The organism is Dyadobacter koreensis (genome assembly GCF_900108855.1).
In the GTDB taxonomy this organism is placed as follows: Bacteria; Bacteroidota; Bacteroidia; order Cytophagales; family Spirosomataceae; genus Dyadobacter; species Dyadobacter koreensis.
In genome coordinates this window covers 520,066-540,461 of sequence record NZ_FNXY01000006.1, presented here as the reverse complement: position 1 = coordinate 540,461, position 20,396 = coordinate 520,066, and the positions used below count along the sequence as shown (strand labels likewise).

Genomic DNA, 20,396 nt, shown 5'->3' with positions numbered 1-20,396 from the left:
TTTAAGCAATGGGTAAAAATTATTCTAAAAATAACATTTCGCGGTATTTTGCCAAAGGCCAGTCTTCGTCGTCAATTAATAATTCAAGTTTATCTACATGATAACGGATCTCTTCAAAAAATCCTTTCACCTCAGAACCATACATTCGCGCACGTTCCAGAAGATCCTCCAGATTATTGGCAACTTTTCTTTTTTCAGTCATTTCATGCACCAGTTTTTTAATGACCACCACGTGCGATGAAATGTCTTTTATAATCTCTTTAATCGGCTCCGCCTCTTCCAACATTTCGAGATCTGTCAATGCCCGGGCCGTTTGCGCCAGTTTAAACTGATACTTCACAACCGTAGAGACGACGTGGTTCAGTGCCAGGTCACTTATTACACGCGATTCGATCTGCAATTTTTTTACATAATTTTCAAGCTCAATCTCATATCGTGCATGCAACTCTCTGGAAGTCAATACACCTGTTTTCTCAAAGGCTCTGATTGTGCTTTCCGTCACGTAAGCATACAATGCATCATACGTCGCACTGATATTACTTAATCCTCTTCTTTTAGCCTCTTCAACCCATTCTTCGGAATATCCGTTTCCTTCAAACAGTATTTTTTTCGATTCTGTAAAATATCTTTTCAAAATCGCTACTGTCGCAACCTTCTTTTCTTCTCCTGAACTTAGCCTTTCGTCCATTTCACGCTTGAATTCCGCCAGCTGGTTAGCCACAATTGTATTCAGAACGATCATTGGAGAGGCACTGTTCAAGGCACTTCCAACAGCACGATATTCGAATTTGTTACCCGTAAAACAAAAAGGTGAAGTTCTATTCCGGTCTGTGTTATCCCGCTGCAGATTCGGTATACGCGTTATGCCTAATTTATAGTAGAAATTCTCTCCTTTTTCCAGTGTAATTTCGCCCTTATTTACCAGTTCTTCCAGCATGCTCGTAAGCTCTCCGCCTAAAAATACAGAAACAATCGAAGGCGGGGCCTCATTTGCACCCAGACGGTGCTCGTTTCCGGCAGATGAAATAGAAGCACGTAACAAATCAGCGTGATCATGAACGGCCTTTACCACATTCAGCAAAAACGTCAGGAAACGAAGATTTTCTTTTGGCTTCGTTGTTGGTGCCAGCAAATTAATTCCTGTGTCTGTTGACAAAGACCAGTTGTTATGCTTTCCGCTGCCATTAATTCCAGCAAAAGGTTTTTCATGGAACAAGACTTGGAAATTATGTTTTTCACCAATTTTCTGCATCAAATCCATCAGCAGAGCATTATGATCGATCGCCAGGTTTACTTCCTCAAAAGTTGGCGCACATTCGAACTGTCCCGGAGCCACCTCATTATGCCGGGTGCGAACGGGAATGCCAAGTTTCAATGCTTCAAACTCAAAATCCACCATGAACGCATTTACACGTGGAGATATGGATCCAAAATAATGGTCATCCAACTGCTGCCCACGGGCCGGACTATGACCGAAAACTGTACGGCCTGTCATCAACAAATCAGGCCGGGCATAGTATAAAGCTTTGTCGACTAAAAAATATTCCTGTTCAATACCCAGTGTCGGTGTTACCTTATCAACATCACGGTTAAAAAACTGACAGACGGAAGTTGCCGCTTTATCGAGCATTACCAGTGAGCGAAGCAACGGTGCTTTGTAGTCGAGCGCCTCACCTGTATAGGATATAAACACGGAAGGAATACAAAGTGTCTTCCCTCCCGCCCCGTTATCCATCAAAAAAGCCGGTGAACTTGGATCCCAGCCAGTATAACCCCTTGCTTCAAAAGTTGCCCGTAAGCCTCCGCTTGGAAACGAGGAAGCATCTGGCTCCTGCTGCACCAACGCACTTCCCTTAAATTTTTCGACCGCTTTCCCATCGATTGTGAGGTCAAAAAACGAATCGTGTTTTTCGGCCGTACTCCCTGTAAGTGGCTGAAACCAATGCGTATAATGTGTCGCGCCTTTGGAAATTGCCCAAGATTTCATCGCTGCGGAAACTTCTTCTGCAACTTCTCTGTCAATAGTAGAACCAGAACGGATTGCATTTGAAATTTTAACATAAGCTTCCGGAGAAAGTAGTGTTCTCATTACATCGTCACTAAACGTGTTACTTCCGTACAGGTCCGCTACTTTTTCATGTGGCGGAGTCAATACCGGGGCTATACGGTTTAATGCGATCTCAAAAGCTTTGGAACGAAATGTCATAAGGATATTGATTTTATAGTATTTCTTGCCAAAATTATTTAATTCGGCACACTAAGTACCAAAACTGCATGAAATTTTCTGAATTTTCACTTTATAAATTAGTACACCACTCAAATTCAAGATATTTTTTGAATTTTTGCAAATTATTTGTCCCCTATCATGCTTAAAAGAATTCAATTTCTTGCCTTGTACGGCTTAAGCTGGATATTGTTTTTTCAGCTTTTCCGTATTCTTTTTTTAGCTTATCATTCACAGAAATCAGTTGAACTTGGCGGAAGTTTATTGGTACAAAGTATGTTCCATGGACTTAGAATGGATATTTCATTCGCCGGTTATATTATTATGCTTCCAACCTTACTGATCGTCGCGTCAAGTGTAAGATGGAACTGGTACGAAAAAACGATGGTGTGGTTTACAGGAATTGTTACATTCCTCATTGTTACTCTGACTGTTTTTGATCTTGAATTATTCCGGGCCTGGGGTTATCGTATTGATGCATCGTCACTGATTTACCTAAAAACACCCAAAGAAGCGCTTGCTTCTATGGGCGCTGCACCGATTATCCCGCTTTTACTGTTACTAGCAGGGCTCTATTTCCTTGTTTTCAGAGTACTTCTAACTATTCAAAAAAGGACGATTCCTTTTTTTGACAGATCTTCTCCGATTTTCACAGCCTTGCTTTTCATATTTCTGGCCGGCGCGCTGATCATTCCGATCAGGGGAGGATTTCAACTTGCCCCCATGAACGAAAGTGCTGTATTCTTTTCTGATAAAAGTTTTGCAAATTATGCGGCTGTCAATGTTCCTTGGAATTACAGCCGCTCGGTGCTTCACGAAGGTTATAACAAGAAAAATCCATTTGTCTATTTTGAAGACAAGCAGGCGAATGAACAGGTGGCAGCATTTTATCACCAAAATCCCTTACATGATCAGATCATAAAAGTCGGGGCAGAGCCGGTAAACGTACTTGTGATTATCTGGGAAAGTTTCACCGCTAAAGTCGTTGCCAAGTTAAATGGAGTACCAGGTATAACGCCGCAGTTCGACGCGCTTACAAAGGATGGGATCTTGTTTACAAATATGTACGCAAGCGGCAACCGCAGCGATAAAGGTATGGTTGCAATTCTGAGCGGATATCCCGCACAGCCGACGACTTCTATTATCAAGATTCCGACAAAAACAGTTTCGCTGCCGTCCCTGCCGAGAGAATTTCGAAACGCCGGTTACACTACTTCCTTTTACTACGGCGGAGAAACGGAGTTTGCCAATATGAAAACATATTTTCTGCAACAGGGATTTAATACAATCGTTGATAAAAATGCTTTCGAAGAAAAAGATATGAATTCGAAATGGGGAGCTCATGATCATGTGGTGCTAAATCGCCTGCTCGCTGATCTTGACAAGCAAAAGCAACCATTTTTTACAACGATTTTTACATTAAGCAGTCACGAACCTTTCGAAGTACCTGTAAAGACCGTTATTCCCGGTAATGATCCGGAGCATTTGTTTCTGAACGCTCATCATTATTCAGACCAGTCAATCGGGGACTTTATCCGGCAGGCTAAAACCAAATCCTGGTGGGCAAACACATTGGTCGTGATTTTAGCGGACCACGGACACCCACTTCCGGAAAAGCCAGCATCAAAACCAAATGAATTCCACATTCCGATGTTATGGCTGGGTGGCGTTTTAGAAAAAAAGAATATTACCGTTGATTCTCTCTGCTCACAAACGGACCTGGCGTCTACCTTGTTAAACCAGTTAAATCTTCCTTCGAAAGCATTTAGCTGGAGCAACGATATTTTTATGCCAAAACGTATCCCTTTCGCCTATTTTGCATTTACTAACGGATTTGGATGGATGAGACCTAACGGATTTATTGTCCGGGATAACATCGGAGGAAATATTACGGAAAAAGGCGGGGCTCTTAAAGCTGCCGAGACGGAATATGGAAAATCCTATTTGCAAGCTTCTTTTGGTGATTATTTGAAGCGTTAAAAGGAAAAGGTGTAAATTTGCAACCTTATTGTCAATACTATGAAAAAAGTCGCTTTTTATACGTTGGGTTGTAAACTTAATTACTCTGAAAGTTCTTCGATCGGAAGAATGTTTGAAGACAAGGGGTATTCAAAGGTAGAATTCAACGACAAGCCAGATATATTTATAATCAATACCTGCTCAGTCACTGAAAATGCAGATAAGAAATGCCGCAAGATTGTCCGGGAAGCGCAGAAAATAAATGCGGACGGATATGTTGCGATCATTGGCTGTTATGCGCAGTTAAAACCGGCAGAAATCGCGGAAATTCCTGGCGTCGATGCTGTTCTGGGTGCAGCTGAAAAGTTTCGTCTTGTCGAGTTACTGGATACTTTTGAGAAAGAGCCGGTGAATCAAACGGCTAAAATATTAGCTTCTTCCATTGAAGATGCAGTAGATTATCATACTTCCTACTCACTTAACGATCGGACACGTACATTCCTGAAAGTGCAGGATGGATGTGATTATCCGTGCGCATACTGCACCATTCCGCTTGCGCGTGGCAAAAGCCGGTCGGATAGTATCGCTAATATCGTCAAGGCTGCGAAAGATATTGCCGCGAGAGATGTGAAAGAAATTGTTCTAACGGGCGTGAATATCGGCGATTTTGGTATCCAGAACGGAGAAAGAAAAGAAACATTTATTGATCTGATCAAGGCACTGGATGAAGTAGAAGGAATTTCCAGGTTCAGGATTTCGTCAATTGAGCCTAATTTATTGACAGACGAAGTAATTGAATTTGTTGCGCAGTCGAAACGTTTCGTGCCACATTTCCATATCCCGTTACAATCAGGTTCTAATAAAGTTTTGTCGTTAATGCGACGCCGGTATCGCAGAGAATTGTATGTGGAACGTGTTGCAAAAATAAAGTCTCTAATGCCGGATTGCTGCATTGGCGTAGATGTGATTGTGGGACATTCAGGTGAAACCCATGAGTTGTTTTTGGAAAGCTATCAATTCCTGAACGAACTTGATATTTCTTATCTGCACGTATTTACATATTCTGAGAGAGAAAATACTTTGGCTACGACGATCAAACCTGTTGTACCAAAATCTGAGAGAGCTGAAAGATCAAAAATGCTGCATATACTTTCTGAGAAGAAAAAAAGACATTTCTACGATCAGCAGATTGGTAAAACCGGAACTGTCTTATTTGAAGACGAAATTCAAAATGGACAAATGCTGGGTTTCACTGAAAATTATGTACGTGTTGCTGTTAAATATGATCCCTTGCTGATCAACGAAACCAAGGAGGTTCAGTACATTTATCAGAATGATGCCGGTTTAATGGAAGTAATGGAATCTGAGCATTACGAACCTGCACACTGATTACCTAGTTTTTAATTTTCAGATCAGTTCAATTAGAATCTCGGTTCATCACTCCTGTTTTTTATCAGGATAATTTTACAAAACATCATATAAAGAAAAACACCGGGCAGAATATACTGTCCGGTGTTTTTCTTTATATGATTGAATTCTTATGCTTCTACAAGAAATTCGTCGTGCTGACTGATATCCAATCCAGCTTTTTCATCTGACTCAGATACGCGAAGTGGCATGATAAGATCTGTGATTTTCAAAAGAAGGAACGAACCTCCGAAAGCGAATACAGACACACCTACCAAAGCGATCACGTGGTTGATGAACAGAGTAGTTTCACCGAAAGCAAGACCTTGATCAGTTACCAATGGGTTCACTGCGCCTGTTGCAAAGATACCTGTCATCAACATACCAACCATACCGCCAACACCGTGGCAAGGGAATACGTCAAGTGTATCGTCCAAAGTTGAACGTGTGCGTAGGTGAGCTACGTAGTTACTGATACAAGCTGCAACAGCACCGATAAAGATTGAAGAAGGAACCGTTACGAAACCAGCAGCTGGTGTGATTGCCACAAGGCCTACAACCGCTCCGATACAGAAACCAAGAGCAGATACTTTTTTGCCTCTTGCAACATCAAACAATACCCAAGCCAAACCGGCAGCGCCAGCAGCTGTGTTCGTAGCAGCGAAAGCCGAAACAGCCAAAGGAGAAGCGGTCAAGGCTGAACCAGCGTTAAAACCGAACCATCCGAACCAAAGTAAACCTGTTCCCAAAAGAACGTAAGGAATATTTGCAGGAGGCAATACATGCGCGTCAAGTACCGACTTACGTCTTTTCAGGTAAAGCGCGCCAGCTAATGCAGCCCAGCCAGCAGACATGTGAACAACAGTACCACCAGCAAAGTCAAGCACACCCATTTTGAAAAGAATTCCTTCTGAATGCCATGTCATGTGAGCAAGCGGCGCATACACGAAGATACAGAACAAGATCATGAAAAGAACATACGAACGGAAATTTACACGTTCAGCCATAGAACCTGTGATAAGCGCTGGCGTGATCACAGCGAACTTCATCTGGAACATCGCGAAAAGAGCGAAAGGAATTGTTCCGAAAGCAGGACCATCCAAAACACCTTTGAACATGAAGTGAGTCGTAGGGTCGCCGATAAATCCGCCGAAGTCATCACCAAATGCAAGACTGAAACCAACAACTACCCAAAGAACGCTGATAACCCCCATTGCAATGAAGCTTTGAAGCATTGTCGAGATAACGTTCTTGTTGTTTACCATTCCCCCGTAGAAATAAGCTAGACCCGGCGTCATTAATAGTACCAGTGCGGATGATACTAACATCCAGGCAATATCACCTGAATTCAAGCCTTCCGTAACAATTTTGGTCGGCACGCTGGGAACAAAGGCTCCAAGAAGAGCAATGACCAGCAGGATAATTAGTGGTAGATAATTACGTTTTTCCATTGTTTTTTGTAGAGATTGTTTTTATATAATTTAAGAAGGTATTCGATGAATTAGAACTTGTAAATAAATGCAAGACCGAAGGTTGTCTGACTGCTTTTTGTGAATGCTCCTTTCGAGTCTTCAAATTGCTCCAGCTTTCCGTTCGCAGCTTTTGGATATGCATCCAGGCGGAATTCAGGTTTTAGCAAGATATGTCCGTCTGCCAAAGTAATGTTACCTGTTAAAGTTACAGAATTTACGTGAGTTCCAACCGGGTCTCCAGTCTCAGTTCCGTCAGGATACGCCAGCAAACCTCTCACGCCATTATCGTTATTAAAGTACTCATAACGAGCACCAATTGCAAAATTATCAGAAACAGCTACATTTGAATAAATGGCAGCACCGCCCCAGGATTCAGATCCAACAGGACCACCAGCACCCTGATAATCACCTTTTTGAGAACCGTAAGCCGCATTCAGACCGATAAGGAATTTCTCAGTCACCTGGTAGCTGGTTGTTACATCAAATACGCGGTAGTGAGCACTTGGAGAATCTCCTTCTTCGTCAGGATTTGCTTCGTTACTATTAATAAAGTTAAGATACACATTCCAGTTTGCAGCAGGAGAAACAAAGAATTGAGAAATAATCCCCTTTTTACGGTTATTGTCTCCTAATCCATCGACGTTGTTAACAACACCGACCATTAAAGAAACTCTGTCTGTAAACGCGTAAGTTGCTTTCAGACCTGTGTGGTAAAAAGGCCCGTTGTTGAATAAGTTTGAAAGTGAGTAGTTAAAGTTAGCAGGCGCGTCAATTACCTCGTAGCCGATATGCGTACCAAACTGGCCTGCGGTCATCGAGAACTTGTCTGTAAACTTGTAAGTAAAATATGCTTGTTTGATTGCTAATGCTGTATTGAAAGCAGCGTTACCATAGTTTCCAAGGTTTGCATTGGGACCGAACGTCAAATCCACAACTGCCTCAGATTTTGAATTTGTATAAGCAACTTTTGCCTGTACCAACCCTAATTGGAACTGACCTGATTTCTGATCAAATACACGGGCTGTTCCTGCCTGACCCAGGTTCGACCTGGATGCCGGCTTATTGAAATTAGCCATGTAATAAGAATCCAGATAACCTGAAAACGCAAAAGATCCTTTTCCTTCTTCACCTTCCTTGACCTCTTCGATTTTACTTGCTTCTGTTGTTTTGGTTTTTTTCTCCTCATCCAACTCCGACTTACTAAAACCCAAAAAGGGGATCATTAAAGATAATACTGTACAATAGACCTTTTTCATAATTTTCTTCTGTTTACGTTATTGTTACTTATCCGGATTATTTTTGGATCAAATATTGTATTAAAAATATATTTATCAAATATAATAGTCAGTTTTTATCATAAAAAATTGAATTTTCCTTTTTTTTTACTCTTTTCTATAAATATATAAACATAAATAAGGCAAATGACATTTATTAAGAATTTTTAATTTATTCTGTTTTTGGTGTGATATACAAAATATTCTTAATAGTCAATATGCTACCGGCCGAAGATTTTTTATTATAATTTTACCATTTAAAAAAGGTGGGGCACAAAAAAAGCCCGCTGATAGCGGGCTTTCAAATTTCTTTAACGAGTACATATTAACTATTCACCATGCATCCATGCTTTCTTAGCAAATAAAGTCTCTTCTTCTTCTTCATTGTCCGGATCAGGTACACAGCAATCTACCGGACAAACAGCCGCACATTGAGGTTCTTCATGAAAGCCGACACACTCTGTACATTTATCTGTTACTATATAATAGAATTCGTCAGAAACCGGTGATTGCTTTTCTTTACCGCTAATTACGGTTCCATCACCAAAGTCCACTTCGTCCAAACTCGTTCCATCTCCCCAAGTCCATTCCACACCTCCTTCATAAATAGCAGTGTTGGGGCACTCTGGCTCGCACGCCCCACAATTTATGCATTCATCGGTTATCATTATAGCCATAGTCGCCGGATTGTTTATATTTGTTCCTATTTTTCTCCTTAATAGACTAACAAATATAACTATTTATAGTTTCCCGACAATCAGAAAAATAAAAACACATTTTTAAATTTAATTATTTTTAGTTACCCTGGAATGATATCAAGAAATCAACGAATAAATGCCTTTATTAATCTGGGAAAATTTCTCACAGATCCTCTGAATGCAGATTATCTGGAAGAACTGGCAACTGCTGCATACAGAAAAAACAACTGGTTTACGCCTGAAAATACGATTGAATCCTTAAAAGCCATCGGTGAAAAGTTTCTTGCTGAAGAGAAAATTCTTCCCTGGTTAAATCAGTATCCGGAAGTCAGATCACCACAAAAAATCGGGGTTATCATGGCAGGGAATATTCCAGCCGTCGGTTTTCACGATGTACTTTGCGTGTTAATCACGGGGCATACTTTGCTGGCAAAAACCAGCTCTGACGATCCGGTCCTTATCCCTGCGCTGCTGAAAAAATTGGTAGAAATCGAGCCGGCTTATGCGGATTACATAAATTTTGTTGAAAGACTAAACGATTCTGACGCATACATTGCTACCGGAAGCGACAATACTGCACGCTATTTTCATTATTATTTTTCGAAGAAACCCAATGTTATTCGTAAAAACAGGACTTCGCTTGCAGTCATTACCGGCCTGGAAACCGATGAGGAACTGACTGCACTGGGAAAGGATATGTTACAGTACTACGGGCTGGGATGCCGCAACGTTTCCAAGCTGTTTGTGCCGAAAGGATATGATTTTACCAAGTTTTTCGAAGCCATACAATCCGCTGATAAACTGTATCTTAACCATCATAAGTATTTTAACAATTACGAATACAACAAGTCCATTTTGCTGATTAACGGCGTACCACACTACGATAACGGCTTTTTAATGTTAACGGAAAGCGCAGCGACAGTGTCTCCCATCAGTGTTGTACATTATGAGACTTATGAAGAGCTTGATACCGTAAAACAGTATCTGACCGAAAATGCTGAGAAAATTCAATGTATCGTGAGTAGTGCTGAGGCGATCCCAAATACGGTTCCCTATGGAAAAACACAGCAGCCTGAAATTTCAGATTATGCAGATTCAGTTGACACGATGGCGTTCCTGACAAACTTATAACAAATGAGTGAGGGGAGTTTCTCCTTTCACTTATCATTATTTGTTCTTACCGAAAGCCCATTTCAAAAATTCCGGCATCGCTACCGACCAGGTTTCCGGATTATGCTCTCCTCCCGCTATTTCACAATAAGCAATATCCGTCCCCCACTTATATCCTTTATACTCCAATTCAGCGATACATTCCAAAGTATCCTGAATTGAATCAATAATCCCATCCTGATCACGATCGTCCGTTTCGTCATTGGTACCCGTCTGAAACCAAAACTTCAAACTGGGCTTGATCGGGAAATTACGGATTTGCTCATGCATAATTCTATCTGCATCGCGATAGCCCGCGTCGAGAGCCTTTTGCCTCCACCAAAGTGCACCAGAGAAAATACCTGTTTTTGAAAAAATTGCATCGTGATTCCAGGCGATATCCAGAGCCATCAATCCGCCGAGCGAAAAACCGGCATATGAAATGTCAGCATTGTCAAAAGCATAATGTTTCTCCAGAAAGGGAAGTAATTCTTTCAGGATAAAATCGGTGGTATTTCCGGCTTTGCTCCCCCGGTTTGCATAATCCGGTTTGTACGCTGTCCCGTATTCCTGCAAGCGATCGGCGCCGGCATGAATCCCGACAACAATTACCGGATCAATAATTCCCTCTTTTTGTAAGTCAGTCAGGATCGTATTCAGGTTTAATCGTTCAAAATCCTGCCCGTCGTTGATCAGTAACAACGGATAAATACCGGCGTCATTATAATGCAGCGGCAACCTGACAGAAACATGAACTTCCCGGAGAAGAAACAAAGAAGAAATACTTTGTTCGATGGACAAAAGTTGAGGATCGGATGAAAGCAAAACAATTATATCAAAATAAAACTGCAAGATAATGTAAATGTGAATCTTATAAAAATCGACGAAATTCAGTGATTTTTAACACTCTGATCAACGGAGGAAATAATTTTAACATACCTCAGTTTTTTCATACAAAATGAGATCAAAAATCAATGTCTTCGTTTTATAACTATTAAAAGAAAACTCAAAAAACACATTCCAGTTATGTCAAAAACCTCTTTTCACTATAATTTGCTTGTTATAATTTGTTTCGTATATTTCAGAAACAACTAAAAACAGATCATATTGGAGGAGAAGCACATAAAGTACTATTCGCACCACCTCGGTCGTGATATCGACATGTTGGTTTTTGGAAACTGGGGCTATCCGATCCTACTTTTCCCCACTACGCTTGGCCGGTATTATCAGGCGAAGGACATGGGACTGATTGAGTCGGTCCGCGGACTGGTTGAATCCGGCAAATACAAAATCTACTGTATAGATTCTATGGACGCAGACTCCTGGTATGCCAAACATCTCAACCCCGAGGCACGGGTTCTGAACCATATCCAGTATGACAAATTCCTGGACCAGGAGCTCGTCCCATACATCAGGCATGAGTGTAACGTTGATAGAATCGGCGTCGCTGGTTGCAGTTTCGGCGGATTCCATTCAGCAAATTTTGCATTCAGGCATCCATCGGCGGTTGCATATCTTGTCAGCATGAGCGGCGCTTTCGATGTCAGAAGCTTTATGGATGGATTTTATGATGATAATGTCTATTTCAGCAACCCGGTAGATTTTATGCCGAATGAACAAAGCTGGCGATTTAATCACATGAAAATTATCTTGGGGACCTCTGAATGGGATATTTGCCTGAACAGCAATATAAAGATGTCCGATATTCTCAATACCAAAGGGATTGATCACTGGCTCGACATCAGGGGTTGGGAAAAACATGACTGGCCGCTTTGGAATAGAATGTTCCCCGAATATTTGAGTAAAATGATGTAGTAACAACCTGTAAACAAATTCATTAACAATCAATTGATCATGAAAAAGATAGGCATACTTTACGGAATGGAAAATACTTTTCCACAAGCATTTATAGATCGTGTAAACAGCAAAGGTGAAAAAGGAATTGTTGCAGAAGCCGTTACCATAGAAAAAGTTGTTCAGGCAGATCCGACAGAATATGCAGTAATTATTGACAGAATATCTCAGGACGTTCCGTTTTACAGAGCATATCTTAAAAATGCTGCACTTAGCGGAACAGCCGTAATAAACAATCCATTCTGGTGGAGCGCAGACGAGAAATTTTTCAATAACGCACTTGCAGAAAAAATCGGTGTTCCTGTTCCAAAGACAGTTCTTATCCCTTCAAAGGAGCGTCCGACAGATACTTCCGAAACCTCCTTTCGAAACCTCGCTTTTCCACTGGCCTGGGAGGAAATGTTTAGATATATCGGCTTTCCTGCCTATATGAAACCGCACGACGGTGGCGGCTGGAAAAGTGTTTACCAGGTAAATGATCCGCACGATATGTGGAGAAAACATGAGGAAACTGGCCAGCTGATCATGATGCTGCAAGAGGAAATTCAGTTTACAGATTATTTCAGGTGTTATTGCATCGGTCAAAAGGATGTTTTGATTATGCCTTATGAACCAAGAAATCCGCACCACCTTCGTTATGCGTCGGAAATTAAAGCGCAGGGCGAGGAAGCTGAAAAACTTCTTGCGACTGTAAAAGATTATACGCTAAAACTTAATATCGCACTGGGATACGATTTCAATACCGTAGAATTCGCCGTTCGCGATGGAATTCCAATTGCTATCGATTTCTGTAATCCTGCGCCGGATGCGGATGTAAATTCGGTAGGTGCAGATAATTTTGAATGGGTTGTAGAAGCTGCTGCCAATATGGCCATCGAGAGAGCAAAACAGCATAAGCCAGGTCAGACGAATCTTACGTGGGGAACCTTTGTCAAAGATTCTGTTTCTGTTGTCGCGAGCGCTCCGAAACCGTCGGCTGAAATTCAGGTCGCCGAACCAGTTGAACTTAAAAAAGCAGCGCCTAAAAAAGCTGCACCGGCTAAAGCGCCAGCCACGGAAACGAAAAAACCAGCTGCTACTACAAAAGCTGGAGCACCAGCACCGGTTCCCTTTGAGGATATACCAAAAAAACCTTCGGCAGAGAAAAAGGAGGAGCCTAAGCCAATAGCGCCTGCTCCCGTGAAAGCCAAAGAAAAAGCACCGGCCAAAAAAGCGGCTGAAACAAAAGCTATTGCCCCTGCTCCCGCAAAAAAAGCGGGTACACCTAAAACTCCGGCGCCGGAGTCGGCAAAGAAAGCAGGCACAAAGGCACCGAAGAAAAAATAAGGCTAACAATTTTAACCCAAGCTCCATTGTATGGCGACTTTCACACTCGGTATTGAAGAAGAATTTCAAACAATCGATCCTGATACAAGAAATCTGCGTTCCCACATGTCCAAATTGGTTGAGGACGGGAAAATAACGCTGAAAGAGCGGGTAAAAGCTGAAATGCACCAGGCGGTGGTGGAAGTTGGTACTAACATTTGTCATAATATCCAGGAAGCAAGAGAGGAAGTTACCTACCTGCGAAAGATGATACTGGATCTTGCAGCGAAGCAGAATTTGCAGGTTGCGGCAGCCGGAACACATCCTTTCGCCGATTGGGTCGAACAATTGATCACGCCCGATCCCAGATATGACGAAATTATCGACGAGATGCGGGATGTTGCGCGTGGCAATTTAATTTTTGGTCTGCATGTCCATGTGGGAATAGAAAACCGGAATGAAGGTATTGAGATAATGAATGCGGTCCGTTATTTTTTACCGCACATTTACGCACTTTCTACTAATTCACCTTTCTGGTGCGGTCGTAACACCGGTTTTAAATCCTATCGCTCAAAAGTTTTTGATAAATTTCCCAGAACTGGTATTCCTGACTATTTTTCAAGCGCGGCCGAGTACGACGAATATGTCAACCTGCTGGTTAAAACTAAATGTATCGATAACGGGAAAAAGATCTGGTGGGACATCAGGCTTCATCCATTTTTTAATACGATCGAGTTCAGGATGTGTGATGTGCCCATGCGCACGGATGAGACGATTTGCCTGGCCGCAATCATGCAGGCTCTCGTGGCAAAAATTCACAAACTTCATCGTATGAATTTAAGTTTTCGCCCATATCACCGCATGCTGATCAACGAAAATAAATGGCGGGCTGCCCGTTACGGCATACAGGGGAAATTGATTGATTTCGGAAAACAGGAAGAAGTTGAATACAAGCTGCTCGTGGTTGAGCTGCTCGAATTTATTGACGACGTCGTAGATGAACTCGGAAGTCGTCAAGAAATAGAATATATTCACCAGATCCTGGAAATGGGCACAGGAGCAGACAGACAGCTGGCAGTTTTTGAGCAAACCAATGACCTGAAAGCGGTAGTCGACTACATTGTTTCCGAGACGAAAATCGGAATTATTTAAGAACCGGATCTTCGATTTTTCTGTAACTAAGAAGAATTCTTTTCTTGCCTGTGCGAAGAGAATTCTTCTTTTTATTGAATCAAATACGGAAATTTGCGTTTTATTTTATGTAAACACAGGGAATGCCAAGGTTATTTTATCAGATTTTTGGGCCCAAAAAACAAAATGAACAACGACAAGACACAGTTCAGAATTGCTATTCTGGATATGTACAACGGCTTTGAAAATGAGGGGATGCGTTGTATTAAGAAAATTATTACAGAGTTTGGTGAAAAAGAATCATTAAATCTCAGCTACGAAATTTTTGACGTACGCCAGAAACTGGAAGTTCCTGGAATGAATTTCGATGCCTATATCTCCACGGGCGGACCAGGAAATCCTGCGCCTGCCGGAGAAGCTTGGGAAAGGAAATTTTTCCGTTTTCTCGATTCATTAACTGAATATAATGCAAGCAGGCATAACCGAACAAAAAAACATCTGTTTTTGATTTGCCATTCTTTTCAAATGGCCTGTATCCACTGGCAGATCGGTGCGGTTGGAAAAAGAAGAAAAACCTCTTTCGGGACATTTCCGGTTCACAAAACATCCGGTGGCCGAAAAGATCCATTACTAAATCCCCTGAATGATCCCTTCTGGATTGTTGATTCCAGAGATTTCCAGGTTATCCAGCCAGACCAGCAGGTAATAGACAACATGGGCGCCAAGATTCTTTGCCTGGAAAAGATCCGGCCGCATGTCAGTCTTGAACGCGCCATAATGGCTATTCGTTTTTCTAAGGAAATTGTGGGAACACAATTTCATCCGGAAGCTGACGCCGAAGGTATGCTGCGGTATTTTTTAAGAGAAGACAAGAAAACCAGCATAATTACAAACCACGGCGAGGCAAAATATAACGATATGATAGAGCATTTGAACGACCCGGATAAGATCCGGATGACGGAAGCGACTGTCATCCCGACGTTTTTAAAAATTGCATTGGATAAAATGCCAGTAGCAGTATCAGCAGAGGAAATTCGGTAACGAACTGCTTCACCTTCACACTAACCAGCTCAAAAGATGCATAAAGAAGCGCGCCAGGCTTACAACGAATCTTTTACAGAAAATAAATATCAGGCATTTTTACAGGCTATCGAGTCAGATTACCCTGGGGAGCTGGACTTTCGCGTTGCGGAAACTCCTGTTTTCGTTCCTGCAAAGTTGAAGGAAAATCTTATCGAAGCATGTGAAGAAATCATTGCGACGATTACTGCAAATGACTTTAAAGGCAAGACACAACGGGCGATTCCCGCTGACCAAAACGTTCCGGGCGAAAATGAACATTCTTCGTTCCTGGCTATTGATTTCGCGGTTTGCAAAGACGAAAATGGCGGGCTGATTCCTCAATTAATTGAACTCCAGGGGTTTGCTTCCATTTATGCCTACCAGGGTTATTTGTCCGAAAAGTTTAAAGCTCATTTCTCGATTCAGGATAACTTTCAGTATACTTTCGGCGCTGACAGCCTTAACGCTTACGTAGGAAAACTGAGAGATCTTATTATTGGAGAAGAAAATCCCGAGCAAGTGATCCTGCTTGAAATATTTCCGGAAAAGCAAAAAACCAGAATTGACTTTGCTTTAACCGAAAAATTATTGGGCGTAAAGGCTGTCTGTTACACCAAACTGATCAAAGAGGGAAAAAGTTTGTTCTATGAAAAGGATGGGCGAAAGATAAAGGTGAAACGAATCTACAACCGCCTTATATTTGACGACCTTCAAAACTATCCAGACCTGGAAACAAGCTATCATTTCACGGATGAGGTCGATGTTACCTGGGTTGGTCACCCCAACTGGTTTTTTCGGATCAGTAAGTTTACTTTACCTTTTTTGAAAAGTAAATATGTTCCTGAAACCAAATTCGTTTCCGACTATATGGGAAATTTTCCTGCTGACCTTGACAATTATGTCTTAAAACCCTTATTCTCGTTTGCAGGAGCCGGTGTTCAATTACATGTTACCAGAGAAATTCTTCATAGTATAACAGATCCAAGTAATTATATTCTCCAAAAGAAGGTTGTCTACGAGCCCGTTATTCAGGCACCCGACGGACTTGTAAAATGCGAAATCAGGATGATGTACATTTGGCCGGACCGAGCGTCTCAACCTGAACTGGTTACCAGTCTAAGTCGACTGAGCCGTGGTGAGATGATTGGAGTTCGATTCAATAAGGATTTCACCTGGGTCGGTGGAACCGCTTGTTTTTTTGAAAAATAATCAGGTTCCACCCGGTTTTGGGATAAGTAAGATAATTTTAAAAAGTATAAAATATTTTAAATGCATATTTCGCACCGTCAACATTTTTTTGACCATATTGCCCAGACCTCAGACTATCCGCTTGCTCTTGAAATTGACCGTGCCGAAGGGGTTTTCATGTACGGAACCGATGGAAAAAAATATTTAGATCTAATTTCCGGAATCGGTGTCAGCAACGTTGGTCATCGTCACCCGGAAGTACTTGCCGCAATTCACCAGCAGCTTGATAAGCATATGCATTTGCTTGTTTATGGCGAATTTGTCCAAAGCACACAGGTTCAGCTGGCGAAAGCACTTGTTGACACACTTTCTTTTGAACCTGAAATTGCTTCTCCTTTTGGGAAAATTGACAACGTCTATTTTACGAATTCCGGAACGGAAGCAGTGGAAGGCGCCATGAAACTTGCCAAAAGATTCACAGGTCGCGCCGAATTTATTTCTTGTTTTAACGCATACCACGGTGCGACACAAGGCGCACTGAGCCTTTCCGGTGCTGAACATTTCAAACGAAGCTTCCGCCCGCTACTTCCTGAAATTAAAAATATCACCCACGGAAATCCAGAAGATCTACTACAAATCACTTCAAAAACCGCGGCCGTAATTATTGAAATCGTTGGCGGAGAATCGGGTGTTAGGGTTCCGTCCGCCGATTATATCAAAATGTTACGGAAAAGATGCTCCGAAGTTGGCGCACTTTTAATTCTGGACGAAGTTCAGACCGGCTTCGGCCGTACCGGATCCTTTTGGGCTTTTGAACAATACGACATTTATCCCGATATCCTTTTGAGCGCAAAAGGAATGGGAGGTGGCATGCCGATCGGCGCCTTTATGTCTTCTCAGAGAATTATGAGCGTTTTTAAAAACAATCCGATTCTCGGCCATATCACTACATTCGGTGGGCATCCGGTAAGTTCCGCCTCAGCACTTGCCGCTTTACGGGTTACTTTAAAAGAAAAGTTGCCGGAAAAAGCGATTGCCAAAGGCGAATTATTTAAGTCACTCTTAGTTCATCCGAAGATAAAGGAAGTTCGTGGAAAAGGATTGATGCTTGCCGCAGAAATGGAATCATTCGACGCCTTGAAACAAACCATAGATCAGTGTATCGAAAAAGGTGTGATCACTGACTGGTTCCTGTTTTGCGACAATTCCATGCGGCTTGCTCCACCGTTGATTATCACGGAAGAACAAATTCGCGAGGGATGCGCTGTTATTTTGGAAGTATTGGGTTAAATTTCAGTTAATTTAAAAGAATACGACCGGCATTATTAAACTAACAAAACCATGGCTACAATAGAAAACGATATCCTCAAAATAGGCGTAAATGAACTTGGTGCCGAACTTTGCCAGATCCAGTCGAAATTATCTGGAAAAGAATATATGTGGGACGCTAATCCGGATATCTGGGGTAGCTACGCACCCGTGCTTTTTCCGGTGATCGGTGCAGTTAAAAATGGTTATGTCTTAATAAAAGGAAAAGAATTTAAAGTTCCCAGACATGGTTTTGTGAGGAACAACCCGAACGTGAAACTTATCGAAGAATCCAGGGACAGTTTGACTTACGGACTGAAATTCAGTGAAAAAACTCTTTCGATTTATCCGTACGAATTTGATTTTCTGATCACTTTTTCGTTAGAAGGAAATAAAATCACTGTTTCTCACAAGATTGTCAATCTCGGTAAGCAAACAATGTTTTTCTCACTGGGAGGCCATCCTGCATTTAAATGTCCGGTCAACGACGACGAAGTATATGAGGATTATTACCTCGAATTTGAAAAAACAGAAAATGCCTCTACATGGCTTTTGGCCAAAGACGGTTTGGTCGGCAGGGAAACTAAGCTGATGATCGAAAACACAAATATCCTTCCGCTGGATTCCAGCATGTTTGATAACGATGCATTAATTTTTAAAAACCTGAATTCAAAAAGTGTGAGTCTGAAAAGCAAAAAATCTTCCCAGGTTTTACACGTTGAATATTCAGACTTTCCATATTTGGGAATCTGGGCCAAACCAAATGCGCATTTCGTGTGCATCGAACCTTGGCTGGGTATTGCAGAAACTGCTGATAGTGATCAGAATTTTGAAACAAAAGAAGGAATTTTGAAACTGGATGCAGGCAACACATTTAAAGCCTCTTATTCGATTGAGATCAAAGAATAATTCATGAAGAAACTGAGTCTCTTTATTATCCTGGCCTGGTTTAGTTATTTGCCGGTTTTTGCTCAACCTAAGCAGAATACAATTAAGCTGAAGCAGAAAATTTTAGCTGAACTTCATAAATATAAAGGGACGTATGCCGTCGCTTTCAAAGATTTGTCGTCTGGTGATGAATTGCTGATCAATGAGCATGAGAACTTTCACGCTGCAAGTACAATGAAGACACCGGTTATGATCGAAGTTTTCAAACAGGCAGCTTTGGGAAAATTCGCGCTGACGGATTCTGTTACGATAAAAAATGAGTTTAAAAGTATTGTCGATGGAAGTTTATTCAGCCTTGATTCAATTCAGGACAGTGACCATGTTCTCTATCGGCAGATCGGCCAAAAAAGGGCAATCAAAGATTTGGTATACGAAATGATTATCGTCAGCAGCAATCTGGCGACTAATATTATTATCGATCTGATTGACGCTAAGAATGTTACCCAGACTATGCGGGATTTTGGAGCGAAGGATATTCAGATTCTGCGCGGCGTTGAAGATTCCAAAGCGTTCCAACAGAATTTGAACAATACTGTTAATGCCTACGATCTTAAGATAATATTTGAAGGCATAGCGAATGGAAAGGTTGTTGATCAGAAATCCTGTGACGCAATGATTAAAATTCTGCTGGACCAAAAATTCAATGATATTATTCCCGGAAAGCTGCCAAAGAATGTTAGGGTTGCCCACAAAACCGGCTCAATTTCAAAAGTTCAACATGATAGCGGTATTGTGTTGTTACCTGACGGACGAAAATATGTACTTGTTCTTCTTTCAAAAGACTGGGATGATGAAAAATCAAATAAAAAAATGCTGGCCGGGATTTCGGAGATGATTTATTTGAATGTAAAGTAACACGTTACGGCAAGCTTATGGAGTTTCCTGGTAATAAAATTAGCTCCCACGCTGTCGGTTTGGCTCCGCAAGTGCTTTCTTTCCTGCAAAAAACATGGCAGGTTTCGCTATACCGAACATCAATAAAAAAGGCTCCGTGAGGAGCCCTTTTTATATAAATCTTCAGACTGCTTGAATTAAACAGTCGCTACGATCTGTGCATTTAATTTATCTTCCAATGTAGTTTTAGGCACAACACCTACCACTTTATCTACCAACTGACCATTTTTGAAGATCATTAAAGTAGGGATACTACGGATACCAAATTTAGCTGGGATAGCTGAATTCATATCTACGTCCATTTTACCAATAACGGCTTTTCCTTCATACTCACCAGCCAATTGCTCAACAACCGGTCCGATCATTTTACAAGGACCACACCACTCAGCCCAGAAATCAACAAGTACAGGCTGATCGCCTTGAATAAGTTCTTCGAAGGTGCTATCGGTAATTTCAAGTGCTTTTCCCATGTCAATAAGTGTCTATTTTTTGATATTAATTAGTTGAGATAATAATGAAATAA

At 41.5% G+C, this 20,396-nt stretch carries 17 protein-coding genes; 11 read left to right on the top strand and 6 right to left on the bottom strand.

All coding sequences use genetic code 11. From position 1 onward, the window contains the following. Positions 1 to 19: 19 nt before the first annotated feature. The gene (locus BMY70_RS20975; RefSeq protein WP_090338230.1) at positions 20 to 2,206 is read right to left on the bottom strand and encodes a glutamine synthetase III family protein; all 2,187 of its coding nucleotides are present in this window, start codon (positions 2,204 to 2,206) and stop codon (positions 20 to 22) included. Between the two features lie 159 nt (positions 2,207 to 2,365). On the opposite strand from BMY70_RS20975, the gene BMY70_RS20970 reads away from it, so the two are divergent. Continuing rightward, positions 2,366 to 4,204: an LTA synthase family protein gene (locus BMY70_RS20970; protein ID WP_090338229.1), complete on the top strand. Its 1,839-nt coding sequence runs from the start codon at positions 2,366 to 2,368 to the stop codon at positions 4,202 to 4,204. Positions 4,205 to 4,243: 39 nt separating this feature from the next. Then, positions 4,244 to 5,572 carry a tRNA (N(6)-L-threonylcarbamoyladenosine(37)-C(2))-methylthiotransferase MtaB gene (gene mtaB / locus BMY70_RS20965; protein WP_090338228.1) on the top strand — a complete coding sequence of 443 codons (1,329 nt, stop codon included), beginning with the start codon at positions 4,244 to 4,246 and terminating at the stop codon, positions 5,570 to 5,572. A gap of 149 nt (positions 5,573 to 5,721) precedes the next feature. On the opposite strand, the gene BMY70_RS20960 is transcribed toward mtaB, so the two are convergent. From BMY70_RS20960 to BMY70_RS20950, 3 genes are all read right to left on the bottom strand, one after another. Continuing rightward, positions 5,722 to 7,041: an ammonium transporter gene (locus tag BMY70_RS20960; protein WP_090338227.1), complete on the bottom strand. Its 1,320-nt coding sequence runs from the start codon at positions 7,039 to 7,041 to the stop codon at positions 5,722 to 5,724. A 50-nt stretch (positions 7,042 to 7,091) separates the two neighbouring features. Then, the gene (locus BMY70_RS20955; protein WP_229209715.1) at positions 7,092 to 8,318 is read right to left on the bottom strand and encodes a porin; all 1,227 of its coding nucleotides are present in this window, start codon (positions 8,316 to 8,318) and stop codon (positions 7,092 to 7,094) included. A gap of 347 nt (positions 8,319 to 8,665) precedes the next feature. Beyond that, on the bottom strand, positions 8,666 to 9,013 hold the full coding sequence (locus BMY70_RS20950) for a 4Fe-4S binding protein (protein WP_090338225.1): 348 nt from the start codon (positions 9,011 to 9,013) through the stop codon (positions 8,666 to 8,668). 132 nt (positions 9,014 to 9,145) lie between these two features. On the opposite strand from BMY70_RS20950, the gene BMY70_RS20945 reads away from it, so the two are divergent. Beyond that, a complete protein-coding gene (locus tag BMY70_RS20945; RefSeq protein ID WP_177197086.1) occupies positions 9,146 to 10,165 on the top strand; it encodes an acyl-CoA reductase in 1,020 nt (339 codons plus the stop codon). A gap of 36 nt (positions 10,166 to 10,201) precedes the next feature. Here BMY70_RS20945 and BMY70_RS20940 read toward each other — a convergent pair whose 3' ends face one another. After that, positions 10,202 to 10,984, bottom strand: a complete 783-nt coding sequence (locus BMY70_RS20940; protein WP_090338348.1) for an alpha/beta hydrolase — start codon at positions 10,982 to 10,984, stop codon at positions 10,202 to 10,204. Positions 10,985 to 11,290: 306 nt separating this feature from the next. Here BMY70_RS20940 and BMY70_RS20935 point away from each other — a divergent pair, with 306 nt between their 5' ends. The 8 genes from BMY70_RS20935 (at position 11,291) to BMY70_RS20895 (ending at position 19,834) form a co-directional block, all read left to right on the top strand. Then, the gene (locus tag BMY70_RS20935) at positions 11,291 to 11,998 is read left to right on the top strand and encodes an esterase family protein (protein ID WP_090338224.1); all 708 of its coding nucleotides are present in this window, start codon (positions 11,291 to 11,293) and stop codon (positions 11,996 to 11,998) included. A gap of 39 nt (positions 11,999 to 12,037) precedes the next feature. Beyond that, positions 12,038 to 13,363, top strand: coding sequence for an ATP-grasp domain-containing protein (locus BMY70_RS20930; RefSeq protein ID WP_229209714.1), 1,326 nt, complete (start codon positions 12,038 to 12,040; stop codon positions 13,361 to 13,363). A 30-nt stretch (positions 13,364 to 13,393) separates the two neighbouring features. Then, positions 13,394 to 14,494, top strand: a complete 1,101-nt coding sequence (locus BMY70_RS20925) for a carboxylate-amine ligase (RefSeq protein WP_090338223.1) — start codon at positions 13,394 to 13,396, stop codon at positions 14,492 to 14,494. 165 nt (positions 14,495 to 14,659) lie between these two features. Next, positions 14,660 to 15,514, top strand: coding sequence for a type 1 glutamine amidotransferase (locus BMY70_RS20915; protein WP_090338221.1), 855 nt, complete (start codon positions 14,660 to 14,662; stop codon positions 15,512 to 15,514). A gap of 36 nt (positions 15,515 to 15,550) precedes the next feature. Further along, on the top strand, positions 15,551 to 16,744 hold the full coding sequence (locus BMY70_RS20910; RefSeq protein WP_090338220.1) for a hypothetical protein: 1,194 nt from the start codon (positions 15,551 to 15,553) through the stop codon (positions 16,742 to 16,744). A gap of 60 nt (positions 16,745 to 16,804) precedes the next feature. Further along, positions 16,805 to 18,013, top strand: a complete 1,209-nt coding sequence (locus BMY70_RS20905) for an aspartate aminotransferase family protein (protein ID WP_090338219.1) — start codon at positions 16,805 to 16,807, stop codon at positions 18,011 to 18,013. A 51-nt stretch (positions 18,014 to 18,064) separates the two neighbouring features. Further along, entirely contained in the window at positions 18,065 to 18,940 is an 876-nt protein-coding gene (locus BMY70_RS20900; RefSeq protein WP_090338218.1) for an aldose 1-epimerase family protein, read from the top strand. Between the two features lie 3 nt (positions 18,941 to 18,943). Beyond that, positions 18,944 to 19,834, top strand: a complete 891-nt coding sequence (locus BMY70_RS20895) for a serine hydrolase (RefSeq protein WP_090338217.1) — start codon at positions 18,944 to 18,946, stop codon at positions 19,832 to 19,834. Positions 19,835 to 20,010: 176 nt separating this feature from the next. On the opposite strand, the gene trxA is transcribed toward BMY70_RS20895, so the two are convergent. After that, positions 20,011 to 20,343: a thioredoxin gene (trxA, locus tag BMY70_RS20890; protein ID WP_090338216.1), complete on the bottom strand. Its 333-nt coding sequence runs from the start codon at positions 20,341 to 20,343 to the stop codon at positions 20,011 to 20,013. Between the last annotated feature and the right edge of the window lie 53 nt (positions 20,344 to 20,396).